This window comes from Streptomyces sp. NBC_00005, assembly GCF_045160215.1.
Lineage (GTDB): Bacteria > Actinomycetota > Actinomycetes > Streptomycetales > Streptomycetaceae > Streptomyces.
In genome coordinates, this window is sequence record NZ_CP108316.1 from 10,402,474 (window position 1) to 10,425,533 (window position 23,060).

General features: G+C 68.2%; 22 protein-coding genes and 1 pseudogene. 10 read left to right on the plus strand and 13 right to left on the minus strand.

Annotated elements, in window-relative coordinates; all coding sequences use genetic code 11:
- Positions 1–84 precede the first annotated feature (84 nt).
- Positions 85–792: a cutinase family protein gene (locus OG303_RS47480; protein ID WP_405876266.1), complete on the plus strand. Its 708-nt coding sequence runs from the start codon at positions 85–87 to the stop codon at positions 790–792.
- Here the strand turns inward: OG303_RS47480 and OG303_RS47485 are convergent.
- From OG303_RS47485 to OG303_RS47495, 3 genes are all read right to left on the minus strand, one after another.
- On the minus strand, positions 720–1,259 hold the full coding sequence (locus OG303_RS47485; RefSeq protein ID WP_405876267.1) for a hypothetical protein: 540 nt from the start codon (positions 1,257–1,259) through the stop codon (positions 720–722). The two genes, OG303_RS47480 and OG303_RS47485, sit on opposite strands and share 73 nt — an antisense overlap.
- An 81-nt stretch (positions 1,260–1,340) precedes the next feature.
- On the minus strand, positions 1,341–2,138 hold the full coding sequence (locus OG303_RS47490) for a hypothetical protein (protein WP_405876268.1): 798 nt from the start codon (positions 2,136–2,138) through the stop codon (positions 1,341–1,343).
- Positions 2,139–2,450: 312 nt separating this feature from the next.
- A complete protein-coding gene (locus OG303_RS47495) occupies positions 2,451–3,509 on the minus strand; it encodes an LD-carboxypeptidase (protein ID WP_405876269.1) in 1,059 nt (352 codons plus the stop codon).
- A gap of 359 nt (positions 3,510–3,868) precedes the next feature.
- Between OG303_RS47495 and OG303_RS47500 the strand changes: the two genes are divergently transcribed.
- The gene (locus OG303_RS47500) at positions 3,869–4,687 is read left to right on the plus strand and encodes an SAM-dependent methyltransferase (protein ID WP_405876270.1); all 819 of its coding nucleotides are present in this window, start codon (positions 3,869–3,871) and stop codon (positions 4,685–4,687) included.
- Positions 4,688–4,888: 201 nt separating this feature from the next.
- Here OG303_RS47500 and OG303_RS47505 read toward each other — a convergent pair whose 3' ends face one another.
- Entirely contained in the window at positions 4,889–5,809 is a 921-nt protein-coding gene (locus OG303_RS47505; protein WP_405876271.1) for a helix-turn-helix domain-containing protein, read from the minus strand.
- 104 nt (positions 5,810–5,913) lie between these two features.
- Positions 5,914–6,144 carry a DUF397 domain-containing protein gene (locus OG303_RS47510; RefSeq protein WP_405876272.1) on the minus strand — a complete coding sequence of 77 codons (231 nt, stop codon included), beginning with the start codon at positions 6,142–6,144 and terminating at the stop codon, positions 5,914–5,916.
- A 219-nt stretch (positions 6,145–6,363) separates the two neighbouring features.
- On the opposite strand from OG303_RS47510, the gene OG303_RS47515 reads away from it, so the two are divergent.
- The gene (locus OG303_RS47515; RefSeq protein WP_405876273.1) at positions 6,364–6,876 is read left to right on the plus strand and encodes an ATP-binding protein; all 513 of its coding nucleotides are present in this window, start codon (positions 6,364–6,366) and stop codon (positions 6,874–6,876) included.
- Positions 6,877–7,210: 334 nt separating this feature from the next.
- Here the strand turns inward: OG303_RS47515 and OG303_RS47520 are convergent, their stop codons facing one another.
- On the minus strand, positions 7,211–8,503 hold the full coding sequence (locus tag OG303_RS47520) for an MFS transporter (protein ID WP_405876274.1): 1,293 nt from the start codon (positions 8,501–8,503) through the stop codon (positions 7,211–7,213).
- 216 nt (positions 8,504–8,719) lie between these two features.
- Positions 8,720–9,148, minus strand: a complete 429-nt coding sequence (gene tnpA, locus OG303_RS47525; RefSeq protein ID WP_405876275.1) for an IS200/IS605 family transposase — start codon at positions 9,146–9,148, stop codon at positions 8,720–8,722.
- A 50-nt stretch (positions 9,149–9,198) separates the two neighbouring features.
- On the opposite strand from tnpA, the gene OG303_RS47530 reads away from it, so the two are divergent.
- The 3 genes from OG303_RS47530 (at position 9,199) to OG303_RS47540 (ending at position 12,820) form a co-directional block, all read left to right on the plus strand.
- Positions 9,199–10,413: an RNA-guided endonuclease InsQ/TnpB family protein gene (locus OG303_RS47530; protein WP_405877834.1), complete on the plus strand. Its 1,215-nt coding sequence runs from the start codon at positions 9,199–9,201 to the stop codon at positions 10,411–10,413.
- Between the two features lie 380 nt (positions 10,414–10,793).
- Entirely contained in the window at positions 10,794–11,792 is a 999-nt protein-coding gene (locus OG303_RS47535) for an Ig-like domain-containing protein (RefSeq protein ID WP_405876276.1), read from the plus strand.
- Between the two features lie 674 nt (positions 11,793–12,466).
- Entirely contained in the window at positions 12,467–12,820 is a 354-nt protein-coding gene (locus OG303_RS47540) for a VOC family protein (protein WP_405876277.1), read from the plus strand.
- Positions 12,821–12,978: 158 nt separating this feature from the next.
- On the opposite strand, the pseudogene OG303_RS47545 reads toward OG303_RS47540, so the two are convergent.
- A pseudogene (locus OG303_RS47545) lies at positions 12,979–13,059 on the minus strand (integrase core domain-containing protein); the annotation flags it as partial.
- A gap of 76 nt (positions 13,060–13,135) precedes the next feature.
- On the minus strand, positions 13,136–13,534 hold the full coding sequence (locus OG303_RS47550) for a VOC family protein (RefSeq protein WP_405876278.1): 399 nt from the start codon (positions 13,532–13,534) through the stop codon (positions 13,136–13,138).
- Between the two features lie 94 nt (positions 13,535–13,628).
- Between OG303_RS47550 and OG303_RS47555 the strand changes: the two genes are divergently transcribed.
- Positions 13,629–14,618 (plus strand): helix-turn-helix transcriptional regulator, encoded by a 990-nt coding sequence (locus tag OG303_RS47555; protein WP_405876279.1) that lies wholly within the window; start codon positions 13,629–13,631, stop codon positions 14,616–14,618.
- Between the two features lie 118 nt (positions 14,619–14,736).
- Here the strand turns inward: OG303_RS47555 and OG303_RS47560 are convergent, their stop codons facing one another.
- Complete coding sequence (locus OG303_RS47560; RefSeq protein ID WP_405876280.1) at positions 14,737–15,087, minus strand: hypothetical protein; 351 nt, start codon at positions 15,085–15,087, stop codon at positions 14,737–14,739.
- 65 nt (positions 15,088–15,152) lie between these two features.
- On the opposite strand from OG303_RS47560, the gene OG303_RS47565 reads away from it, so the two are divergent.
- Entirely contained in the window at positions 15,153–15,536 is a 384-nt protein-coding gene (locus tag OG303_RS47565; RefSeq protein ID WP_405876281.1) for a VOC family protein, read from the plus strand.
- 389 nt (positions 15,537–15,925) lie between these two features.
- On the opposite strand, the gene OG303_RS47570 is transcribed toward OG303_RS47565, so the two are convergent.
- The gene (locus OG303_RS47570) at positions 15,926–18,400 is read right to left on the minus strand and encodes a SpoIIE family protein phosphatase (RefSeq protein ID WP_405876282.1); all 2,475 of its coding nucleotides are present in this window, start codon (positions 18,398–18,400) and stop codon (positions 15,926–15,928) included.
- A gap of 740 nt (positions 18,401–19,140) precedes the next feature.
- On the opposite strand from OG303_RS47570, the gene OG303_RS47575 reads away from it, so the two are divergent.
- Positions 19,141–19,965: a class I SAM-dependent methyltransferase gene (locus OG303_RS47575; protein ID WP_405876283.1), complete on the plus strand. Its 825-nt coding sequence runs from the start codon at positions 19,141–19,143 to the stop codon at positions 19,963–19,965.
- A 208-nt stretch (positions 19,966–20,173) separates the two neighbouring features.
- Here OG303_RS47575 and OG303_RS47580 read toward each other — a convergent pair whose 3' ends face one another.
- The gene (locus tag OG303_RS47580; protein ID WP_405876284.1) at positions 20,174–21,073 is read right to left on the minus strand and encodes an NAD-dependent protein deacetylase; all 900 of its coding nucleotides are present in this window, start codon (positions 21,071–21,073) and stop codon (positions 20,174–20,176) included.
- A gap of 399 nt (positions 21,074–21,472) precedes the next feature.
- Between OG303_RS47580 and OG303_RS47585 the strand changes: the two genes are divergently transcribed.
- Entirely contained in the window at positions 21,473–21,688 is a 216-nt protein-coding gene (locus tag OG303_RS47585) for a hypothetical protein (RefSeq protein WP_405876285.1), read from the plus strand.
- A 173-nt stretch (positions 21,689–21,861) separates the two neighbouring features.
- Here OG303_RS47585 and OG303_RS47590 read toward each other — a convergent pair whose 3' ends face one another.
- A complete protein-coding gene (locus tag OG303_RS47590; RefSeq protein ID WP_405876286.1) occupies positions 21,862–22,566 on the minus strand; it encodes a Clp protease N-terminal domain-containing protein in 705 nt (234 codons plus the stop codon).
- Positions 22,567–23,060: the final 494 nt, after the last annotated feature.

The following is a 23,060-nucleotide window of genomic DNA, read 5'->3' on the forward strand; positions in this document are numbered from 1 at the left end:
ATAACACCCCAACACAGGTGGCTCATAGATTCAAAGCACCCCCTGCACAGGTGCACCATGCGCCCCACAGCAAAGGAACCACCCATGTCGAACTCCGCACAGCAGCCCGCTCGTCACCGCCGCACCGGTGGGCGTCGCACCAGGTGGGCGGTCGCGACGGTCGCGGCAGCCGGGCTCACCGTCGGAGGCACGCTGTACGCGCAGGCCGCCACCGTGACCGCCGCCGCGGCGTCATGTTCCGACGTCGACGTGTCCTTCGCCCGGGGCACGGGCGAACTGTCCGGCGTCGGCATCGTCGGCTCCCCGTTCACCAAGGCCGTGGCCTCCGCCCTGCCCGGCAAGACCGTGACGACCTACGCCGTCGACTACCCCGCCGACCACGCCCAGGCCACGGCCGGAACGGGCGCGACGGACATGAGCAAGCACGTCACCTCGCTGGCCGCGCAGTGCCCCAACACGCTCTTCGTCATCGGCGGATACTCCCAGGGCGCCAGCGTCACGGACATCGCCACCGGTATGAAGACCAGCCTCGGCTCCGGTACGGCAATCCCGGCCGAGCTCGCCCCGCGCGTCGCCGCCGTTGTCACTTTCGGCAACCCGATCCACCTCACCGGCCAGAGCATCGAGTCCGGCGCTCCGACCTACGCACCCAAGTGGGCCGACTTCTGCGCCTCCGGCGACCCGGTCTGCGGCGGTGGCGCCGGTGCGTCCCACCTCGCCTACATCTCCAACGGTGACACCGACAAGGGCGCCAAGTTCGCCGCCGAGCACGTCCTGGCGGCCAAGGGCTGACCTCCCATGCCGTGCCGCCGGCCCGGAACCCCCTCCGGGCCGGCGGCGCAACGGGCTTTCAGCTCAGGCGACCACCGCAGGTCGAGTACCTCGAAGAGGACCGTGTCGACGGACTCATGCTCCTCAGCCCAACAGCGCCTGGCTGGTACCGCCTTCGCCGCTACGCGGCGCAGCACCAGGGTGACCGGGCGCCGTGCTTCCGCCTCCTTCATCCTCTCGCTCTTGAACTCGGTGGCCAGATAGCGCACACCGGCCGTGGTCAGGGCGGCCTCGCCGATCAACACCCCGTGCGTGTCGTGTTCGGCCACCGCCGTCAGGACCTGCCGACGACTCGACCCCGGCAGATCGAGCGGGCCGGGAGACGCGTTGGCGTCGGAGCGGGCCACCGCGAGGGCGGTCTCCCCATGCCCCAGGTCGAACCCCACGACCACTGTGTCGCGCGGCCTGTTCTCAGTCGGCTTGCTCATCGGATCCCCCGTATCTGGTCGTCCGAGGCACCACGCGGCCCTGGCGCAGCACCTCCTGGTCATCACTGACGAGTGCCGGAGCTACGGTCCTGACGCTGTCCGGTGGTGCCACCGGACCGTCCGGGAGATCGAAGAGGGCTTCCGGGCCGAACTCGCCGTGCTCGCCGCGTTCGCTGTATTCCACGACGCGGATGCCGTGGCGCAACGGCAGGTCCTCGCGGAGCGCGGCGATGCGCGCGAGCGCGTACCGCCCGTCCTGCCGCAGCTGGGCGGCGAGCAGGTCGAGCAGTTCCTTGTCGTGCTCCATGGCAGGGTGCGTGGCGCGGGCCGCTCGATGCCGGCCAGGGCTCGATCGACCTCGCCCAGCGCGTCCTCAACGGCGTTGAGCAGCCGGTCCGTTCGGATCTCCACGGAGGAGCTCCGACGTACGAGCCGTCGCTCCAAGTCCCCCCGTGCGGAGGCGAACTGCGCGGCGATCCGCGGCGTGTCCATGGCTCTCCCCGCTGTCAACGGCTCGATCACGAACATGGGGCTGACGCCGATGCCGACGTCGGGATGGGTGATGCCGACGAGGAGGTACGCGTACACCTGGCAGAGGTGCCCGACACGTCCGGTCAGCTCGGTCGGCTCGACGTGGTAGACGAACTTCTGGTCCTCCTGCGGCCAGTTGGTGTCGCCGAAGGAGCCGTTGGTGGGGCCCGCCACCTTGAAGGGAATGTTGTTGTTCGCGGTGATGTCACGCACGACGATCTCCGCCTGGTACTTGCCGCCGGTCCCGAAGAGCGCCGTGCCGCACTCCGCCTCGAGGACGACCTCGAACTCGCTGGACGCCTCGACCGTTATGTCGGCGATGGTGCCCTTCGGTCGACGGGTGAACACCCGCACCAGCTCGACATCGTTCGGTCCCGTGATCTTCTCCCCTGTTTCCCCGCAGACGGCAACTGGCCCGTGGAAAGGGCGGGTTCACCGTCACTTGCCGAGGGACTCGAGGAAGGACACGCGGCGTCCGCCCAGAGGCGGGGTCAGGGTTAACCCTGGCGTGCGGGCCCCAAGGGAGGGGCCGTCCGGACGTCGGCGGATACGCTCCTTGAGTCCTTGGGCGGGAGGAGTTGCCGGGGTGCCTGGTCGAGTGAACTGGTTCTGTGCACCTTCTGTGAGCAGAACTGCAGCGTCTCATTGCTGCCTCACGTCTTAGTGAGCAGCGCGTTTACGCGTTACAGCCGCCTGAGTCGCATGGGTACTGTCCCTAGTGAGTGGCCGCACCGCCGGTTCGAGCAGCGACAGCGTTCGTTGCTGCGCGTCGAGGGCGACGCGGATACCGACCGGCATCGGCAGATTCGGGCCGGCGTGTCCGAACTCGACGTTGCCCAGGACCGGGATGTCACGGTCTCCGAGGACGTCGAGGACGATCTCGGACAGGGTTGGGGAGCCGTCGGGCGAGTCGAGCCCGTCGATCGCCTCCGGAACGCCCACGACCATGCCGGCGATCCGATCAAGAATGCCGCTGTGCCGCAGTACCTGCAGATAGTTCCACACGTACGATGCCTGGCCGCCCGCCTCCTCCCAGAACAGCACCGCGCCGTCGAAGCATTCGAGCGGTAGCGCGAAGGGCGTCGCCTGCGCCAGCGCAATGCGATTGATGACCCCGCCGACCAGCGGACCTTCGGCACGCCCGGCACGCCAGCACTCCCACGACGGACCGGCGGGCAGCACACCGATCGGCTCCGTGCCGGTCAGCAGCGTCGCGTACAGCTTCCCCAGCTCCTCCCGGCGGGCCGCGGACGCTCTCTGCCAGTGCCCACCGAGACCGGGCGTGGCCAGGTCGGCATGGAACCCGACGAGACCGGTGCGTGCGTAAAGCACCAGGTGCAGCAGCGATATGTCGCTGAAGCCGAGGATCGGCTTGGGATCGGCTCTGACCGCGTCGAAGTCGATCAGGTCGAGATATCCGAACACCGTCTGGCCACCGTCGTGCGCGACGATCGCGCGCACCTCGGGATCACGCAGCAGACCGTTGAACTCCTCCGCCATCTCGTCCGGCCGCGCAGCGCTCCACCAACGGTGCTGCCCTGCTTCGAGGAGCGGCGCGAGACGCACACGGAATCCCATCCCCTCGAGCTCGGCCGCCGCCTGCTGGAGATCGGGCGCGTATCTGGAATGGAGAGGTCCGGACAGCGCCGCGATGACGACGAGGTCTCCGGGCTCCAGAGCACGAGGCCGCAGCAGTTGAGGCAGTTCAGTAAGGGTCACCGCGGCAGTATCCCGACGCCCTCAGCAACAGGCTACGCATTTTCGATCAACTGACCTCTCCACGGAAGGATCCCTGTGCTCAATGCCGGCACGAGCCGAAGGCCGAGACCCGGTGAAAAGCGACACAGCCTGCGGGGGACACGGTCTCTGCCGACACAAGGGCCCCGGAGGCTGGGGCTGGGGCCGATCCGCCTCGCGGACAGTCGGTTGGAACGCTGACTCCGAAGACACCGAACCGACCCCACGAGGTCAAGAGGGTGGAGTTGTGCCAAGGGAGTGGCTACGCCAAGTGCCCTTTCCCTAGGATGTGTTGTCTGGCGCGCCGCCCCACGTGGTGCGGCTTGGAACTGGGGGAGACGATGGAGTCCGGAAAGAAGTTGTCCACCAAGATCGACGCTACGGTTCCGACCGCCGCACGTATGTACGACCACTACCTGGGCGGCAAGGACAACTACGCCGTCGACCGGGCCGCCTGCGAGGAACTGGACAAGGTGGTGCCCAGCACGAGGGCGCTGGCGCTGAACAACCGTCGCTTCCTGCAGCGGGTGGTCGCCACGCTGGCCCAGGACTACGGGATCAGGCAGTTTCTCGACCACGGATCCGGTCTGCCCACGCAGAACAACGTGCATCAGGTGTCGCAGCGGATCGATCCGGCCTCGCGTGTGGTGTACGTCGACAACGACCCGATGGTCCTGGTGCACGGCCGGGCTCTGCTGGACCAGAACGAGCGCACGGCCGTCATCCAGGCCGACCTGCGAGAGACCGATGAGATCTTCTCCCACCCGGACACCCAGCGTCTGATCGACTTCTCGCAGCCGGTGGCACTGCTGTTCAACTCGGTCTTCCACTGTATTCCGGACAGCGACACCGACGGACCGCTCGCGGTGGTGCAACGGGTGACCGAACGGCTCGTGCCCGGCAGCTGCCTGGTGATGTGCCAACTGGTCAGCGACGACCCGGAGGTGCGGGCGTTCGTGACCAACTTCATGGATCAGGCGACGCAGGGGCACTGGGGCCGGGTGCGCGAGGAGAAGGACGTCGCGCAGTGGTTCGAGGGGATGGACATCCTCGAGCCGGGCCTGGTCGAGGTCTCCACATGGCGGCCGGACAACGAGGTGGCGCCGCGTCAGCTCACGCAGGAGTGGACGGAGTTCGGAGGGGCGGGACGGATCCGCTGACATCGTGACGACCGTCTGCGTCTGACGGGGGCGGTTCCTGACTGTCCCTGTCACGCCGTTGGCTGCTGCTGGGCGCCGGTCTTTGCGCGACTTGAAGCGGGCGGCCCCGTCCGGGGCCGCTTGCTCTTGAAGCTGTCAAAACAAGTTCCGCTGCGCGCTGTCCGTCCGGGTCCCGAAAGGCTCAAGGTGGAGGGCCGCGGGTCAGGCCACCCCGTACCGTCCTTCGGCGGTCTCGCGGAGGCGGGTCAGGGAGTCACGAGGGTTGAGGGCTTCGTCGGCCAGCCGGTCCAGGGCCACCCGGTACTCCTCGGTCTCGTCCCGGTCCTCGAGGAACGTGGCGCTTCTGATGGCTTCGAGGTAGACGACGTCCGGCAGGTCGAGGCCGCCGAAGCGCAGATAGGTGACGGGGATGGCGGGCGCGGAGGCGTTCGTCACGTCCAGGGGCACGATCTGGAGGGTCACATGGGGCAGTTGAGCCATCGTGATCAGGTGTTGGATCTGGTCGCGCATCACCTCGCGGCTGCCCAGGACGCGCAGCAGCACCGACTCGTCGAGGATCGCCCAGAGCTGGGGCGGATCCGTGCGCTGGAGCAACTCGCTTCGCCGGGTGCGTAGTTCGACGCGGCGGTTGACCTCACGGGCGGGCGCGGAAGGCAGTCCACGCTCCACGACCGCGCGGGTGTATTCGGGAGTCTGGAGCAGTCCGGGAACGTACTGGATCTCGAAGGTACGGATGGCGTGAGCCGCTTCCTGCAGGCCGACCAGCCGGTCGAACCACTCCGGCATCAGCCGCTTGTCGAAGCGCTGCCACCACCCCGGCTCTCCCGCGCGCCGCAACAGCTGCAGCAGTACCGACGTCTCGTAGTCCTCCGCCTTGTACAGCTCCAGGAGTGCGCGGACGTCGCTCTCGGTGGGTGGCCGACGCCCCTTGCCCGCCTCGATGCGTGACAGCTTCGCCGGGCTGAACCCCACGGCGCGGGCCGCCTGTTCCTGAGCGAGGCCGGCGTCGTCGCGGATGCCCGCCAGTTGGACCCCGACCAGCATCTTCAGCAGGGTCGGGGCGGGTTCCGTGCGGTGCAGATACGGTTCGAGGCGGGAGACGCGGGGCGACTCGGAGGGCATCCTGACTCCCGGTAGGCAGGGGACGACAGGCTGCATTATCGCACTTTGACGCCTGCTGCCGCAGCTGCCGGTCGGAGCAAAGTGCCGCGGGCATCCGGCTCCTGTCACAACAGGTGGTCGAACTCGCCGTCTTTCGCACCGGCCAGGAAGGCGGCCACCTCGGCCGACGTGTAGATCAGCGCCGGCCCGTGCGGGTCACGGGAGTTGCGCATCGCCACACCTCCTTCGGCCAGGGCGGCGACCTCGACGCAGTTGCCCTCGGCATTGCTGTGTCGGCTCTTGATCCAGCGGATGCCCAGTGAACTCGCCTGCACCCCGTTGGGAATTGATGGCACTGCACTCTCCTCGTACGTGTTCCGCCACGCCGGCGACCGTCCGGCGACCCGCCCGGTAATCGTGCAGGCCCGCCTGCCTCACATGGCGCCGACTGGCTCGATCTGCATGCAATTTCCCGTGAAATTGCACGAAGTTGTCGTCGGCGTGGATAATAGCCAAGGCGTCAAGCTCCGTGCTGGCGCCCTGTCCTGACGGTCACTTCAGGAGACGCCGTGTCGTTGTCTGCGCACCCAGCACCCCGGTTCGGCCCGACTGCGCTCCCGGTGGAGCGGGCTGGGCGCGGCCCCCGGCGCACCGCGCCCAGGACCGCCAGCCTGCGGCTGTCCGGCACCGGCAGGGGATGTGCCCAGGCACGGGAGTTCACCGACCGCACCCTCGGCCACTGGGAGTTGGACCAGTGCCGTGACGACGCCCTGACCGTCATCTCCGAACTGGCCGCCAACGCCATGCTGCACGCCCGGCTGTGCGACGCGACCGATGACGACGAAGCCGTGTCCGAGGTGTGGGTGAAGCTCACCCTCCGCTCCGCGCACCTGGTCTGCGCCGTCACCGACCAGAGCGACAGCCTTCCCCGGTGCCCGGACACGGTCGGCCCGCTCCAGGAGCACGGCCGCGGCCTCCTCATCGTCGAGGCCCTGTCCCAGCACTGGGGCTGGACCCGGTACACGCCCAGGGGCAAGACGGTCTGGGCCATGCTGCCCACGGGGCTGTCCGCTGAGGCGTGCACCTGACGTGACGCCACGGCCGAGGTCCGACGCGGTCGGTGCCGGCGTGGGGGAGGGGAAGCGGGCTGTGACGCTCAGGGATGACGAGTTCGTGGCCTGGCGGGTGTCCTGGCGTGATTGGCATGTTGTTGTGGGCATCGCGCATGAGCCGGCCGTCCGAGCCGCCTACGGGTGCTCGTAGAGCTGTCCGGTGACAGCTCGCGCCTTGGCGGCTTGCTGTCCAGCCGGATGCGGGCGGTTGACACGGGTTCCTCGATCGGCCCGTCCTGAAGGGACGCCAGGGGACGCCAGGGGACGCCAGGGGACGCCAGGGGACGCCAAGAGCCGGTGGCTGCTCCGCTCATTCGCTGTCCCGGTTGATCTCGATCCGGCGAAGTGACGGCACCAGCAAGGGCACCAGCATCGCCACTGCCGCCACCGTGCCGCCGGTGACGGCGACCGCGACCGTTCCGAACGTCGCGGCGAGGAGAGGCGTGGAGAGCTGGCCGATGGGGATGGGCACGAAGGACCAGAACTCGTCGTGGGCGCCGACCCGGGAGATCAGCCGCTGCGGGACGTGGGTGTTGTGCACTGTCTCCCACACGACGGTGAAGAATTCGGAGGCCACTCCTGCCGCGAACGCCGTGGCAGCGAGCCAGAATGTGTTCGCGCCTGTGCCGAGCAGGATCAGCGGAACGGCGCCCAGCGTCATCGCGGACAGCGCGGGCACCATCGGCCGCCGTACCGTCAGCTTCACCATCACCACGCCGGCCAGCAGCGCTCCGACGCCACGCGTGCTCAGCACCAGCCCCCAGCCCTCAGCGCCGATCGTGTCGTTCGCCATCACGGGACCCAGGATCTGCCAGACGCCCATGTTGACGGCGTTGAAGACGGCGAAGGCCGAGGTCACCGTCCAGATCCAGGGCGTAGAGCTGAAGTAGCCCCAGCCCTCCCGCAGTTCACCGATCATCGTCGGGGCGCCGTCGCTGCGCGGTGGCAGGTCCGGCAGCGACATCCGGGCGAAGAACGCGGCCGCCAGGAGGAAGGACGCGGCGTCCGCGGCGATCGCCCAGCCGCCTCCGACGGAAGCGGTCAGCAGGCCGGCCGCGGTCGGGCCGAGAATGCGGGTGGCGTTCCTGACGGACGCCAGCAGGGAACTGGCCTGCTGGATCCCGCGTCCCGCCGCGAGATTCGAGACGATGCCGCGCAGCGCGGGCTTGGTCAGTCCCTGGAAGATGCCGTTGAGGGCGGACAGCGGCAGCAGGAACATCGGGTTCTGGTGGGCCAGAAGGAGGAAGGCGACGCCGGCCTGGGTGAGGCCGGCGCCCAGGCTGGTGAGGCGCAGCACGGTGTCGCGCCGGTGGCGGTCGGCGATACCGCCGCCGAGGAGGAGCGTCGCGACCATCGGAACCAGCGCCGCAGTGCTGACCGCGGACAGCCAGGCCGCACTGCCGGTGACCTGCAGGACGCCGAAGGCCAGGGCGAGCGGCGACATGGCACTGCCGGCCATGGAGATCGACTGGCCGGCAAGGAACCATCGGAAGGCAGCGGAACGTAGCGGCTGCCGGGACGCGGGGCCGGTCGTGGATACCGGTGATGCGTCGCCGTCAGGTTGCTCGGGATCTCGGTCTTCGGACGCGTCCGATGCAGGCACAAGGGGTCACCGTGTCAGCGCGTGCAGGACGCCTCAAGTGGTTTTCGCAGGGGCGGCCGTACCGCTTCGGGGGCGGCCCAGCGTGCGGGCCGCCGGCAGGCCGGGGGAGCGGACTCCATCCCTCTCTTCGGAGGGAATCCCCGCCTTTAGGCGGGGAGGGAATCCGATCTCAGGACTGCTCTGACAGTGAGAATTGGCCGTGGCATCGCCCGGAGGTTACGAAGGACGTTTTTGCTGCTGGATGTACTGACGGACGATCGACAGCGGAGCCCCGCCACATGATCCGGCGAAGTAGGAGCCAGACCAGAACCGGCCGTGCAGGATGAAGCGGTTGACGCGGCCGGTGAACTCCTGGCGCAGGTAGCGCGAGGACACGCCCTTGAGCGAGTTGACCAGGTTCGAGAGGGCGACCTTGGGCGGGTAGTGCACCAGGAGGTGCACGTGATCCTCTTCGCCGTTGAAGTCGATCAGGTCCGCGCCGAAGTCGGTGCACACGTTCCGCATGATCTCTTCGCAGCGCGTCAGCATGTCGTCGTTGAAGACTTCACGCCGGTACTTGGTCACGAAAACCAAGTGGACATGAAGGTTGTAGACGACGTGACGGCCCCGGCGGATATCGGTGTTTGGTTCCCAGCGCGGTGACATACACCAAGCGTAGTATGATCGACGGACTCGACCGGAAGGGGGTGGGCTGGATGATCCGCGCGTACACGTTCCTCATGCGGCCCACCGTGGGCCAGGCCGCTGCGCTCGCCGTGATGCTGGCCGATCACTGCTCCCTCTACAACGGAGCCTTGCAAGAACGTCGCGACGCCTACCGACACGCCTCGAAGACGAGCGTGAAGTACGGGCAGCAGTCCGGACAGCTCAAGGACATCCGGGCTTTCGACCCCGAGCGGCAGGGCCGCTGGTCCTTCTCCTCGCAGCAGGCGACACTTCGCCGTCTGGACAAGGCGTTCGCCGCGTTCTTCCGCCGGATCAAGTCCGGTGATACGCCGGGCTACCCGCGCTTTCGGGGTGTGAACTGGTTCGACACGGTGGACTTCCCCAAGGACGGGGACGGCTGCCGGTGGGATGCCACCCCGCACGACCCCGTCACCCGCGTCCGCCTCCAGGGTGTCGGGCACGTCAAGGTCAACCAGCACCGGCCGGTGGTCGGCAAGGTCAAGACCGTGTCCGTCAAGCGCGAAGGCAAGCGCTGGTACGTCGTCCTGACCGCCGAGCAGCCGCAGCCCGAGCCGCTGACCCCGACCGGCAGCTTGGTCGGCATCGACATGGGCATAGCGTCGTTCCTCACCACGTCCAACGGTGAGCACGTCGACAACCCGCGCCACGCCCGCAAGGCTGCCGCCAAGCTGGAGGCCGCACAGTGGGCACTGTCCCGGTATCCGAGCCGCAAGGCGAAGAACCGCACCAACAACCACCAGCGGGCCGTAGAGCGCGTCGCGGCCCTGCACGGCAAGGTGCGACGTCAGCGCCTCGACCACGCACACAAGACCGCGCACGCCCTGGTCGCCGAGCACGATTTCATCGCGCACGAAGACCTCAAGATCCGCAACATGAGCAAGACCGTCACACCGAAGCCCGACCCCGACAAGCCGGGCGCGTTCCTGCCCAACGGGGCCGCCGCCAAGACAGGTCTGAACCGCTCGATCGCTGACGCCGGTTGGGGGGTGTTCCTGACGATCCTGCACGCCAAGGCTGAAAGCGCCGGACGAGACGTGATCGCCGTGGACCCCCGCAACACCTCCCGCCAGTGCCCCGAATGCGGGCACACCGCGAAGGAGAACCGGCCCACACAGGAGAAGTTCCACTGCATCTCGTGCGACCACCGGGCGCACGCCGACGTCGTGGGAGCAACCAACGTTCTACGGGCCGGGCTGGTCCGTCGCGACGCCAACCCGGCTTAGCGAGAAGCCACCCCGTTTACGGGGTGGAGGAGTCACGATCGTGCTGCCGGGATTGCACGCCGGCGGTGTGTGATGCTGCGACGCGCGCCTTCCTGAGCGAGGGCGGAGTGAAGTCGGCGGGCGGAAGACTGGTGTTGGGCGTGTTGCTGTGCGCACCGGCCAGTGTCCCCGGCTGCCGGCCTGCAGCGGTGTGGCCCCATCTGCGTTGCACCTTGACGCGCTCTGAACGCGGGAGGCGACGATGCCGTACCCCTCACCGTCTGCTACCTGGCGGTGCGCACCGAGTTTTGAGGCACGCTTTACTGGGCCGCACGCAACTGCGGCCCATGCCATGACCGTCTGACAGCCAGTCGGGCCCGTCGGGGCCGTGGAGCAAGAGAGTGGGGCAGGTTGTGGGACGGCGCAAGGGCGGTATAGGGATCGCACTCGTCACGGTCGCGATGCTGGTGGGCGTGACTGCCTGCGGCGGGGGCGGCAGTGACAAGGCGAGCGGCAACGACGCAAAGGCGTCGGGAAAGCCGGCTGCGAGCGCCTCGCCCAAGCCGACAAAGCCTGCGGGCCCGCCGATGCTGCTGGATACGATCACTCCGCAGACGGGAACCACGGTCGGCGTGGCCATGCCGATCTCGGTGATCTTCACCAACCCCGTGGCGGCCAAGGCACGGGCCACGGTCGAGAAGCACATGAAGGTGAGCGCCTCGCAGCCGGTGGCCGGCGCCTGGCACTGGATGGGCGACAAGCGCGCCGACTGGCGGCCGAAGACGTACTGGCCCGCCGGTACCAAGGTGAAGATCGACGCTGACATGACGGGCGTCAGCAACGGCAACGGACGCTACGGCGTGCACAGCTACACCCACACCTTCGCGATCGGCGACGACGTGCGCGCGGATGTGTCGGTGACCGGCCACACCATGAAGGTGACACGCAACGGCAGGCCTGTGCGCACCCTGTCGATCAATGCGGGCAGTGCCGAGTATCCGACGTGGAACGGGACGATGGCCGTCATCGACAAGCAGGAGAAGGTCCACATGACCTCCTGCAGCGTCGGTATCAGTTGCGACAAGTCCAGCCCCAACTACTACGACCTGACGCTGCCCTGGGACGTCCACCTGACCCAGTCCGGCACCTACGTGCACTACTCGACGGGCGATCCCACGCCGGGCAGCGGCAGCGCCCGCGGCTCGCACGGCTGCGTCCACCTGTCCATGTCGGACGCCAAGTGGTTCTACGGCCAGGTCAAGCAGGGCGATCCCGTCACCATCACCGGCTCGTCCCGTGCCAAGGCCCCGGCCGACAACGGCTACGCCGACTTCAACCTGGGATGGGCCCAGTGGCTCGCGGGCAGCGCATCCGGAGAGGGTACGACCGCGACCCTGTGACGCACTGCGGCGGCGCCGGTCGGCCCACGATGATGGTGATCGTGAGGCCACCGGCGTTCTCGCCCTTCGAGCTGAGTCGGACGGCGACCTTGCCGATGTCGACGCCGACGGGCTGCTGGATCGCGTAGCCGATCGCGGCTGCGATTGCGGAGGACGGAATGGCCATCGCCTCGCGCCGATCGGGCGCCGCCGGTGCTTGCGGAACAACCGCTGCTACGTCGGGGAAGCGGATGTGTGGTGGCGCGATTGCCGGGGCGAAGGGCAGGGTGCGCCGGCTGCCGCACCACGATCACGGTCGTGCCTGATTGTCGAAACCACCGGCGCCCGCGCTGCCTCCGGCATCCGCCGTGGTGCCCAGCGCTCGTGCTCATCGTCCCCCGTCGCGCTGCGCTCATCAATCGGCCCTACGTCCGCCCATAGCCGAAGGCCTGACAGGCCCAACCGGGCGGCCCTCCAACCTTGCCGGCCCCGGGCTCGAAGAGATACGGCCCGCTGCGGCGGTAGCCGCGCCGTCTTCGGCGAGGCGGCTGCGCCGCTGCGCTGTGCCTGTCCAATGCCGCCAGACCTGGAAAGCGGGGTGTGAGTACCGACTTCCCCCGCGATGGAGACGGGGGTGCCAAGCGGGCGATGGTGTGGTGCCGGCCGCCCGATTGCCGTCCTGGCAAGATAGCGGCATGGAACGTGTGCTTGGAATCGGTGGATACTTCATGCGTGCCGCCGACCCGGCGGCCCTGAGCGCGTGGTACCGCGATTGCCTGGGCCTGGACGCCGATGAGAACGGCCTGTGGCGTCAGGGAGCGGGGCCGACGGTGTTCGCGACGTTCGAGTCCGAGACAGAGTACTTCGGGTCCCGCGCCCAGCAATCGATGCTCAACTTCCGGGTCGGCGACCTGGATGCGATGCTCGCGCAATTGCGCGCCAAGGGTGCGGACGTCGCCGAAGAAACTCAGGACATGGAGGCTGTCGGTCGGTTCGGCTGGGTCACCGATCCCGAGGGCAATCGCATCGAGCTGTGGCAGCCCGCCTGACCGTCTTCACGCAGGCGGTGACGTGACGGCGGACCACCAGGCCCAGTTCGCGCGCATGGCGGCCGTTGAGACGGAGGCGTCCGTGAGGCGTGCGACGAGTGACCGGTCAAGCGTGGTACCACGATGATCGACGTCGACGTCGCTGCCGGGGCGAGGCGCGCCCACTCGCGGGAGAGGGTGCCGTTGAAGCGTTCGGCCTTCCCGTTCGTTCTGGGGGTGTAAGGGCGCGTGCGCCTGTGTTTCGTGCTGGTCGCGGCGATAGCGGCGGCCCAGATCTGTGATCGGTAGCAGGTGCCCGTTGTCCGTGTGTCTGGGTCAACGAGCGAACTTCTCGATGGCGGCCGGGGTGACCGGGGTGAAGAAGTTGACGAGGTTGCCGTCGGGGTCGCGGAAGAGCAGCGACCGGTTGCCCCAGGGCATCGTGGTGGGCTCGTTGACGAAGTCGGCGACAAAGCCGGTCAGGTTCCCGTGCACGCGGTCCACGTCGTCGACGAGGAACTCGATGATCACGCTGTGGTTGTCCGCCGGGCGGGCGGAATCCGGAGCGAACAGGGGGACGGTGCGGGTGCCGGCGATCGCGAGAGTGGCGCTGGGGGTTTTGAGTTCGGCAAAGTCCTCGGTGGCCCAGGTCGCCGGCACCCCTGTGGCCTTCTCGTAGAACTCGACGAGGCGCGCGACGTCGCTGGTGATGATGCGGATCGAGGCGAAGTCCATGATGTTCTCCCAGGTTGTTGGAGCCGCTTGCACTCCGCAGGCTAGGACGAATAGTGGACAGAATCGGTCCGGTATTGCCGTTAGGCTTTGAAACATGTCTCGACCTACCGGGCGCGTGCTGACTCTCTTGGAGCTGCTGCAGTCGGGCGGCATCCGGACGGTGGCCGAACTCGCCGACCGGCTCGGCGTCGACGGGCGGACCGTGCGGCGGTATGTGGACCAGCTGATCGACCTCGACGTGCCGGTGGAGGCGGTGCGGGGCCGCTACGGCGGGTACCGACTCGCCTCCGGATACCGCTTGCCTCCGCTCATGCTCAGCGACGACGAGGCGCTCGCGGTGCTGCTCGGCTTGGTCGCCGGCCGCCGAGGTGGGCTGATGACGACGTCGGACACGGCGAGCGAGACGGCGGCGGCCAAGATCCGCAGGGTGCTGCCCGAGCGCTTGGCCCGCAGGCTCGACACGCTCCTGGAATCCCTCGCATTCACAGCTCCGCCCGGCCAGTTCGCACACCCGGACGCCGAGGTCCTGCTCACCGTCGCCGATGCGGTGCGCCACCGACGACCGGTCTCGATCAGATACACCGACCGCGACGGCCGCCGCAGCGAACGCCCGCTGCACGCGTACGGGATCGTCGCCCATTCGGGCCGGTGGTACGTCACGGGCACGGACCCCGAGATCGGCGAGGACCGGACCTTCCGGCTCGATCGCATCGCGGCCGCAAGGACCCTGCCCGGATCGTTCGAGGTACCCGCCGGACTTGATCCGGCACAGCGTGTGTTGTCAGGGTTCGCCACGGCTGAGTACCGGTATGAGGTGACCTTGCGGATCCACGGGACGGTCGACCAGATTCGCGCCCGCCTTCCGGCCAGCGTTGCGAGCCTGGAGGAACCTGCGGCCGCGGCAGGCACGGATCCGGCGACCGAACGTTGGCTGCGAGTCGAGCTACGGGCGGAAAAGCTCGACTGGTTGCCGCCGGTACTCGCCTCACTTGACCGGCCGTTCGTCATCGAGCGCCCGGATGAACTGCGCGACCTCGTCATGGCGCTCGCCGACCGCCTTGGGTCCTGCGCCCGTCAAGCCTGACAGGCCAATAGGCTCAGGGGCGATGGGGACCAATGCGCGTGTACGTTTCCGCAGTACCGCCACCGTCACCGTTGCCGCGTTCCGACTGTGGCCCAGGACGTCATCGGACGGCCGGGCTTCAAAGCCATCGCTTTGCCGCCTCGACGCTGTCCCCACCACTGGTGTTGAACGCGATGGCGGCCTGTGGCGCATGGAGGCGGATCAGGTTCACGATCTGCTCGAAGAGCGGAAGCAACTGCTCGGCCTTGCGGATCCCGCCGCCGACGACCACGACATCCCACCGGTGCTTGGTCAGGCCCGCGACGAGGGTGGATTCGGCCGATTCACCGAACACGACCAGCGTCATGGCTGCGTCGATTCCGTGCTCGCCGAACCGAGCCAGCTCCGCATCGAGAGCCGAGCGAAGGGCCTCCCCGTCGACGCCGGGTATGGCTTGCGGGTCGTAACCAACGACAAGTGCAGAAGACATACGGGCAACCTATCGGGCCCGCACCTCGGTGGCGTCTGGCGTGGAGATCAGGAAGGCTCGCGCGCATGGTCTCGGTATTGCAGAACGTGGCGATTGACTGTGCGGATCCCTATGAGCTGGCTCGGTTCTGGAGCAGTGTGACAGGCCGTCCGCTGCATCCGGAGGACAGGCCGGGTGACCCGGAGACTCAGGTGTTGCTGGCGGACGGCCCGGTGTTGCACTTCAATCAGGTACCCGAGGCCAAGACGATCAAGAACCGGATTCATCTGTGTTTGCGCCCTGAGACCTCGCGCGATCAGGAAGTGGACCGGCTGCTGGGGCTTGGTGCCACCTTTGTCACCGATCACCGGAATCCCGATGGTTCAGGCTGGGCAATCCTTGCTGATCCTGAAGGCAACGAATTCTGCGTTCTGCGCAGCGAGTCCGATCGAGCGACCATGAATTCCTGACGCTCACGCGCCGCCCGGGTCGGTTTGGTATGACAGCTTGTCACAGCCATTCGTTGATGGCCGCGACGAAGAACGGTTGCTTCGTGGCGGACAGCGAGCTTGTCGTCCCGGGCGGCCACCGCTCGGTGCCTCTTGAGGCGTTTGATGCCTCATTCGACTGCGCGGCGCTCGCGGTAGTCGGACTTGTCGAACCTCGGCGCGCGGCCACCGTGAGCGCTGAATACGCCTTGTCCGCGCGGACTTTGCGCGGCCGGGTGCGGGGCCGGCTCACCCGCGGGCGAGGTACCCGGATGCGGCTGAGCACCGCCTCGAACCGCGGGGAGTCACCCCGCTCCCCCCGGCCGCAACGGGCGAGCCACAGGGGTGTCGAGCCAGGCGGTCCGTCGGCGTCAGAGAGCGGTCGGGGCTGCGTCCAACGCCACTTCTGCCCAGATGGTCTTGCCGTGACCCGTGTAGCGCGCTCCCCAGCCGCGGGTCAGTTGGGCCACCAGAAGCAAACCGCGGCCCCCCTCGTCGTAGGTGCGGGCTCGACGTAGGTGCGGGGCGGTACTGCTGGCGTCGGAGACCTCGCAGATGAGGTGGCGGTCGTGGATCAGACGCAACTGAATGGGCGGGTGTGCGTAGCGGATCGCGTTGGTGACCAGTTCACTCACCACGAGCTCGGTGACGAAGCTTGCCTCCTCCAGGTCCCAAGCGTCGAGCTGCGTGGTGACGAGCTTGCGGGCCTGGGCCACGATGACAGGGTCGGACGGCAAGTCCCAGGTGGAGACGTGCTGGGTGTCGAGCGCCTGGGTGCGCGCGATCAGTAGCGCGACGTCGTCGGTGGGACGCGAGGTGGAGAGGGTGGCGAGCACTGTGTCGCAGACATCGTCCAGGGATTGGTCGGGATGGTCGAGCGCCCTGCACAGGCGAGCAATGCCTTCGTCGATGTCCCAGTCGCGGGATTCGATCAGGCCATCGGTATAAAGAGCAAGCTGACTGCCCTCGGGAAGGACGACCTGGGCTGCTTCGAAGGGCAGGCCACCCACTCCGAGCGGCGGGCCGGCAGGCACGTCCATGAGTTCTACGGCGCCATGCGGGCTGACCAGCACTGGGGCGGGATGGCCGGCGCGGGCCACCGTGCAGACACGCGAGAGCGGGTCGTAGACGGCGTAGAGGCAGGTGGCGCCCAGGCCTCCGGCGATCTCGGCGGCCTGGGCGGGGGCCGCGGGTCCGTCGGCTTCTGCCTCCGCTGAAAGGCGGAGGACCAGGTCGTCGAGGTGGGTCAACAGCTCGTCGGGCGGCAGGTCGATGTCGGCGAGGGTGCGGACGGCGGTCCGTAGCCACCCCATGATCGCCGAAGCCTGGACCCCGTGCCCGACCACGTCGCCGACGACCAGGGCGACCCTGGCGCTGGACAACGGGATCACGTCGAACCAGTCGCCGCCCACCTGGGCCAATGTGCCCGCAGGCAGGTAGCGGCAGGCCACCTCCACGGCGCTCTGATGGGGGAGGCGTTGCGGCAACAGGGTCTGCTGCAGCGCCACCGCGGTGTCCCGCTCACGGGTGTACTGCCGCGCGTTGTCGATGGCGACCGCCGCGCGGGCCGTGATCTCTTCGGCGAGCAGGAGATCGTCCGCTCCGAACGGCTCCGGCCGCTGGTGGCGGAGAAAGACGGCCACCCCCAGCGTGTTGCCGCGGGCCCGCAACGGCACAGCCAGGACCGAGTGGATACCGAAGACGCGGATCATTTCCTGTCGCCGAGGGTTCGCCATCGACCAGTCGGCGGCTTGCAGCTCGTTCTCGCCATGCAACACGGCGCGGCCTGTGGCCAGGCACTCGACGGTCGGGGAGTTTGCGACGTATCTGTCGATCTCACCGAGGGAGACCGCAGCCTCGGGCACACCCGGAAGCACGGACTGATGAGCGATACGACGCAGCGCTGCCGTGGACGGTATGGGGCCGGTGTCCGGCAGACGCGTCTCCTGGGGAGCCTGTGAGTCAAGAAGTAGGTCCACGGTGGCGAAGTCGGCGAATCCGGGGACGGCGACGTCTGCCAGTTCCTGCGCCGTTTGCGCCACGTTCAGAGTGGTCCCGATACGGGCGCTGGCGTCGTTCAGCAGTTGCAGTCGTTGGTGCGCCCAATACCGCTCGGTCATGTCGTGAGCCGACAGCCCCACGCCACGTATGTCGCCGCGCTCGTCGCATATCGGATTGAGCACGAGCGTCCAGGCTTGCTTGTGGGTTTCACCGGCGACCTTCACCTGGACGTCCACGCGCTCCGGTTCACCGGTGGCCAGCACTCGATGCATGCACCGTTCGACCCGGTCGAACTCCGGGTGGGCCACGATCTCCGAGTGCCGAAGCCCGCGCATGTCGTCTTCGGTGAGATCCAGGGCGCGCTGCGCGAAGTGGTTGGCCAAGCGCAGGCGGAGACGCGTGTCGTACACCTCCATCGAGCAGCATTCCGCCTGTTGGAAGGCCCAGGTGGCAAGCTTGTCGTCCTCGGGCGCGGGAGTCGTCCCGGTCACCGCGGAGACGATCAACCAGTCAGAACCGGATGCCCTTCCCAACCGGTGGTGGGCGATGAGACGGGCCCCCACTCGGTGCCCGTCCCGATGCCGCAGTCCCACGCTTCCGGTCCACCTCGGCAGAGTCGGTAGCCGATGCAGTGTCTCGACTGCGGCCTCTTCATCGAGCAGGCGGGCGGCCGAGCGGCCTACGATCTCCGCCGACGGGTAACCCAGCAGCTGCCGCGCGCCCTCGCTCCACTCGGTGACCATGCCTTCCTCGTCCACGACGGCTCTGGCCGTGAGGGCGTCGTTGATCATGCTGTCGGCCGATTCATACGGCGCGACACCCGGGGTACGTCGCTGTGCGGTCATCGTCTCGCCTCTGCCGGTGTCCCACGGATCGGCGCCGACCTCCGTCGCCTCGAGAGGTCTCCGGACCCGGCCCGATACGTCCATACTGCTACGGCGCACCCGCACATGCCCTGTGTCCTGTGCTGCTGCGTCAGAGCCCCGAGGAGCGCCGGGGCCCTGGCGTCGATGCCTCCATCGTCGGTGAACTGCGCGAGACAGGCATCGAGGCCGCGGACCGCCCCGTCGGTGATCCGGTGATCAGATGCCACCCCTTGGTGGTGCTGGCCTGCGCCGAGGCACTGGCCGCTGATCCCGACGAGTGGCACGCCGCTGCGGGACGAGGAGCCGGCGCCGCCTCAGCGAGCACATGCGTGACTGTGCCGGCGTAGTGAGCCACGACGAGGTCTGAGGCCGACTGTCGGCCCCTCACCACCTATGGGAAGGCTATCGGACACCCTATCGTTGCAGGTCAGCGGTGTTTCTCTCCTCGTGGGGCACGTTCGGGTGACCGCGTCGGTGGAGGCATGGGGGTGCTGTGCCCTTCGGGCCGATTGGCTCAGGCACGGCGAGCCTCGGTGGTGCGGGCCGCTACCGATGGACGATCGGCAGGGTGGCGATCTCGGTTCGGGCCGCCCAGCTTGTCTCATCGCGTGAAGAGGTCTGGTCATGAATGCGCTCGACGACCCGCTGTTGCAGGTTCTCGCCTCCTGGGCGAGAGATGTTTTCGAGGACGACACCGTCGGCGTCCTGTCGAGCGCGACGTGAGCGGCGCTCGGCGCGGGGAGGCGCCGGGGGACGGCCGCTACGGCGAGGCCGTCTTCCGTCCGGAACAGACGGGCGAGGGCGAGCGCATCGACTTCGGCGCCCTTGCCTACGACGACTTCACCATGGCGCGGCTGCGGGCACTCGGGGTCGGCCCGGGGTGGCGATGCCTCGACCTGGGTGCCGGCACGGGCACGGTCTCCCGCCGGCTGCTGGAAGAGGCTGGGGTGGCGAGTGTGCTCGCTGTGGATCGCGACGCGCGTTTTCTCAACGCGCGGTCCATGCCTGGGCTCGAGGTGCTGGAGGCCGACATCACTGCCCCGGACGTCGTCCCCGGCCGGTTCCGGCTCGTTCACGCGCGCTTCGTGCTGATGCACCTGCCCGAGCGCGACCGTCTGATCACAGCGTTGGCCGAACTCGTCGAGCCCGGCGGGGTGCTGGTGCTCAGCGACGCGGTCGACCTGACGAGCGACCGGACGCCCGGTACGCCGTACAACGCGGCGATGCGGGCGATGTGGCAGGGGCTGCGGGCCACTGTCGGCACCGATGTCTCCTGGGTGCCGTCGTACCCGCACCTGGTGCGTGCGGCGGGGCTCGTGTCCGTCGCTGCCGAGATCCATGTGCCGCCGCTGCTGCCGGGCAGTCCCATCAGCCGTTTCTGGGCGGACACGTGGGAGCGGAGCAGAGCAGCGATGGTCGCCACCGGCCTGGTCGACGACATGGGCGTCGACGCGGCGGTCCGTTACCTGGGCTCCGACGAATGCGCCGCCCTGTCGGCCGGCATGCTCACCGTCTGGGGATGCAAGCCCCTGGAGGGCCAGTGATGACCCGCTCCTGACCAACCCTGCAGTGACGCTCAAGGTGCCGGCGCAGGTCCGCAGGCTTGTGTCTGTAGGGATTGAGGTGTGGGCGGACCACGCCGGCGGGGACGGGCGGTCGGTGCTCAGGTGGGCTGGCGCTCGTGCCGCTGCCGGGCGGCACCTTGAGGGAGAAGGGCGTCCGACTGCCGTCCCCTTTTGTCAGGCCGCGGCGTCAGGCCGCGGCCTCACGGTCGACGGGGATGCCGAGTTGGTCGGCCACGGCGGTGAGGGCTGTTCCCAGGGGGAGCGCGACCCGGGTGAGGGCGTGCTGGTCGCCCCGGGTCGGGTCCCGGTTGACGATCAGCACCGGCTTCCCGATCTGGGCGGCTTGGCGAACGAACCGAAGCCCTGACATCACCGTCAGTGAGGAGCCCAGGACCAGCAGCGAGGCTGCCTCATGAACCAGCTTGCGACAGTGCTCGACCCGCTGTGGTGGAACGGCTTCGCCGAAGAACACCACGTCCGGTTTGAGGATGCCGCCGCAGACCGTGCAGGGCAGCACGCGGAAGTCGCCGACCTGTTCGTCGGTGAGGTCGGCGTCTCCGTCCGGGTTGATTCCGGCGGCCACCGGCTCGAAGTCCACGTTGGCCGCCTCCAGCCGCTGGGCGAGTTCGTGGCGTGGGCAGAGGGTGCCGCAGGAAAGGCAGAGGACCCGGTCCAGGCTTCCGTGGAGTTCTACGACGCCCTCGCTGCCGGCGGCCTGGTGCAGACCGTCGACGTTCTGGGTGATCACACCCGAGAGCAGGCCGTGCCGCCCGAACGCGGCCACGGCCTGGTGTCCGGCGTTGGGCCGGGCGCGGCCGAAGGTGCGCCAGCCGAGGTGGCTGCGCGCCCAGTACCGGCGCCGGGCGTGGGCGCCGGCGGTGAATTCCTGGTAGGTCATCGGGGTGTGCCGGCTCAGGCTTCCGCCCTCGCCCCGATAGTCGGGGATGCCCGACTCCGTGGAGATGCCGGCCCCGCTGAGCACCAGCACACCGCCGGTGCTGAGTGCATCGGCGACCGGCTGCAGATCCGTGGTGCCCGCAGGAAGGTCTTTGCCAGGGGTCCAACTCAGGGTGGGGCGCATGCGCATGCCGCCAGGGTACGGAACAGGCTGCCTCGCGTCGTTCTTCGCACTGCGTAGGAAGCTTGGCAGGTCCTCGAGTTGTACATGATCTGCCCTGTGGAGGTCCTCCGGAGAGGGCGCCCAACTGACGGCTCTGTTTCGAAAGATCGTGTCCCTCGGCATGGGCTCCGATCTCTGATCCCGGGCATGGGTCAGTGAAATGACATGGGAAGTGAGTCGGCCTGATCGGCGGCCAACCAGGACTCTGTCGTCGTCGGTATGACGAATTTGACCGGGGCGTTTTCCGGCCCTCGCTCAGCTCGCCACAGGTGACGGAGCGGCCCCGGAAGCGTCGGGTGGCCGGCCGCGAGACCTTCAGTCATGCTGGCGCGGGGCGGCACCCCTACCTGCGACAAGGAGGACCCTATGCCGACGGATGCGGTCGGACGATTCCTGGCAGCCCTGGACCCGGAGCACCGGAAGGTCGTTGGCGCCAGGCCGCGCGAGGAGCAGGTACGCCTTGCGGCGGCATGGGAAAGGGAACTGGAGGCGGACGACGAACTCGACACTCTCGACGAGTTGTCGCCGCCGGCGGCAGAGGCCGAGGCGGCCCGCCGCGTCCTGGACCGCGGGATCGACTAGGCCCTGCCTCTCACTGACGGTTTCGACATGAGTCGGCGTATCGGCTGTCACCCGTCCACGGGGCGCGACGAGGTTTTTGGCGACGTCGGGTGGGGTTGGCAGCGCCGGCGCACCGTCGAGTGTCTGGTGGGGAGGTTGTGTCGGCTGGTCCTCCGGGGCGACTGATCGTTTCGTTACTGCTCGTCGCGCGCGGTGGACCGTTTGGTGATCTCGGTCTTGACCGTCTCGTGCAGCTCGTCCGGCGTGAAGCCGAGGTTGCGCAGGATCTGCGCGGCCGGGCTCTCCTCGGCGCGGATCAGGCCCAGCAGTGTGTGTTCCGTGCCGACCCAGTCGTGGCCCAGGTCGGCCGACGCGCGTCGTGCCTGCTCGATGACCTCCTTGCTCTCCGGCCGGAACGGGATGTGGCCCCGCAGCGCCTTCTGTCCAGCCGGCGGCATCAATTCCTCGATCGCGTCGCGGATGCGTTGCTCCGACTCGGTTTTCGCCATCAGCAGCTCGTACGCCAGGCCCTGCCGTTCGCCGAGCAGGCCGAGCAGGATGTGTTCGGTGCCGATGAAGTCGTGCTTGTGCGTTCGGGCGGCTTCCTGCGCCAGCACGATGCCGTGTCGGTTCAGGTTGGTGAACTGCTCGAACGGGGCGGGCGTGTGGCGTTGCTGAGCGGCCTGTTTGGACACCCCGATGGCGTCGCCGATCTCGGTCCACGACGCGCCGGTCTGCTTGGCCTTGCTGACGTAGTGGTCGACGAGCTGGTCACCGAGGTCGGACAGGGTCTGGGCGCGCAGCCGCGCCTCGCTGACGCGGGCCAGTGCGTTGGCGTCGGGGAGCTCCTCGTCGAGACGGGCGATCAGGTCGGCGAGGCTGACGTCGAGTGGGCTCATGCGTCAACTTTAAATTGACGACCCCTCATCGTCAACCTGTAATTGACGCTCGTTCTGGATGTGCTCCCGCAGTGTCGAGCGATGGCTCCGGCGCAGCCTGGGCCCGATCGCGACTCACTGGATCGTTCCCCATGAACTGCGTTGTGGAGCTCGGCAGTTGGGTGTCGAGCGGACACGATTCGTCGCGTGCCTGCCGACTGGTGCCTGATGATCTGTGAGAACGGGCGACGCCGTTGCTGCCCGTCCGTCCGCCGAGGCGGTATCGGCATCCCGGCGGCTGCCTGCGGATGACCGTGCTGCGCTGCGGGGCACCGTTCACCTGGCGTGCAAGGGCGCGAGCCGGCGGGACGTTCCCGCAGAACAGGTCGGCTGTTCGCCGAGCGCGGCTACGACGACGACAATTACCGCCGACCCTCCAGGCCCGAGGCAGCCCACCGAAGATTGCCTGGGAAGACACCGCCCACGGCATTGGGTAGTTGCCCTGTCGTCATGGC

What these genes read in the sequence shown, in the direction of transcription:
- OG303_RS47480 (WP_405876266.1), top strand. Translation starts at nt 85, where the DNA reads ATGTCGAACTCCGCACAGCAGCCCGCTCGTCACCGCCGCACCGGTGGG.
- OG303_RS47485 (WP_405876267.1), bottom strand. Translation starts at nt 1,259, where the DNA reads ATGAGCAAGCCGACTGAGAACAGGCCGCGCGACACAGTGGTCGTGGGG.
- OG303_RS47500 (WP_405876270.1), top strand. Translation starts at nt 3,869, where the DNA reads ATGGAGTCCGGAAAGAAGTTGTCCACCAAGATCGACGCTACGGTTCCG.
- OG303_RS47505 (WP_405876271.1), bottom strand. Translation starts at nt 5,809, where the DNA reads ATGCCCTCCGAGTCGCCCCGCGTCTCCCGCCTCGAACCGTATCTGCAC.
- tnpA (WP_405876275.1), bottom strand. Translation starts at nt 9,148, where the DNA reads ATGTCACCGCGCTGGGAACCAAACACCGATATCCGCCGGGGCCGTCAC.
- OG303_RS47530 (WP_405877834.1), top strand. Translation starts at nt 9,199, where the DNA reads ATGATCCGCGCGTACACGTTCCTCATGCGGCCCACCGTGGGCCAGGCC.
- OG303_RS47540 (WP_405876277.1), top strand. Translation starts at nt 12,467, where the DNA reads ATGGAACGTGTGCTTGGAATCGGTGGATACTTCATGCGTGCCGCCGAC.
- OG303_RS47550 (WP_405876278.1), bottom strand. Translation starts at nt 13,534, where the DNA reads ATGGACTTCGCCTCGATCCGCATCATCACCAGCGACGTCGCGCGCCTC.
- OG303_RS47555 (WP_405876279.1), top strand. Translation starts at nt 13,629, where the DNA reads ATGTCTCGACCTACCGGGCGCGTGCTGACTCTCTTGGAGCTGCTGCAG.
- OG303_RS47560 (WP_405876280.1), bottom strand. Translation starts at nt 15,087, where the DNA reads ATGTCTTCTGCACTTGTCGTTGGTTACGACCCGCAAGCCATACCCGGC.
- OG303_RS47565 (WP_405876281.1), top strand. Translation starts at nt 15,153, where the DNA reads ATGGTCTCGGTATTGCAGAACGTGGCGATTGACTGTGCGGATCCCTAT.
- OG303_RS47570 (WP_405876282.1), bottom strand. Translation starts at nt 18,400, where the DNA reads ATGACCGCACAGCGACGTACCCCGGGTGTCGCGCCGTATGAATCGGCC.
- OG303_RS47580 (WP_405876284.1), bottom strand. Translation starts at nt 21,073, where the DNA reads ATGCGCATGCGCCCCACCCTGAGTTGGACCCCTGGCAAAGACCTTCCT.
- OG303_RS47585 (WP_405876285.1), top strand. Translation starts at nt 21,473, where the DNA reads ATGCCGACGGATGCGGTCGGACGATTCCTGGCAGCCCTGGACCCGGAG.
- OG303_RS47590 (WP_405876286.1), bottom strand. Translation starts at nt 22,566, where the DNA reads ATGAGCCCACTCGACGTCAGCCTCGCCGACCTGATCGCCCGTCTCGAC.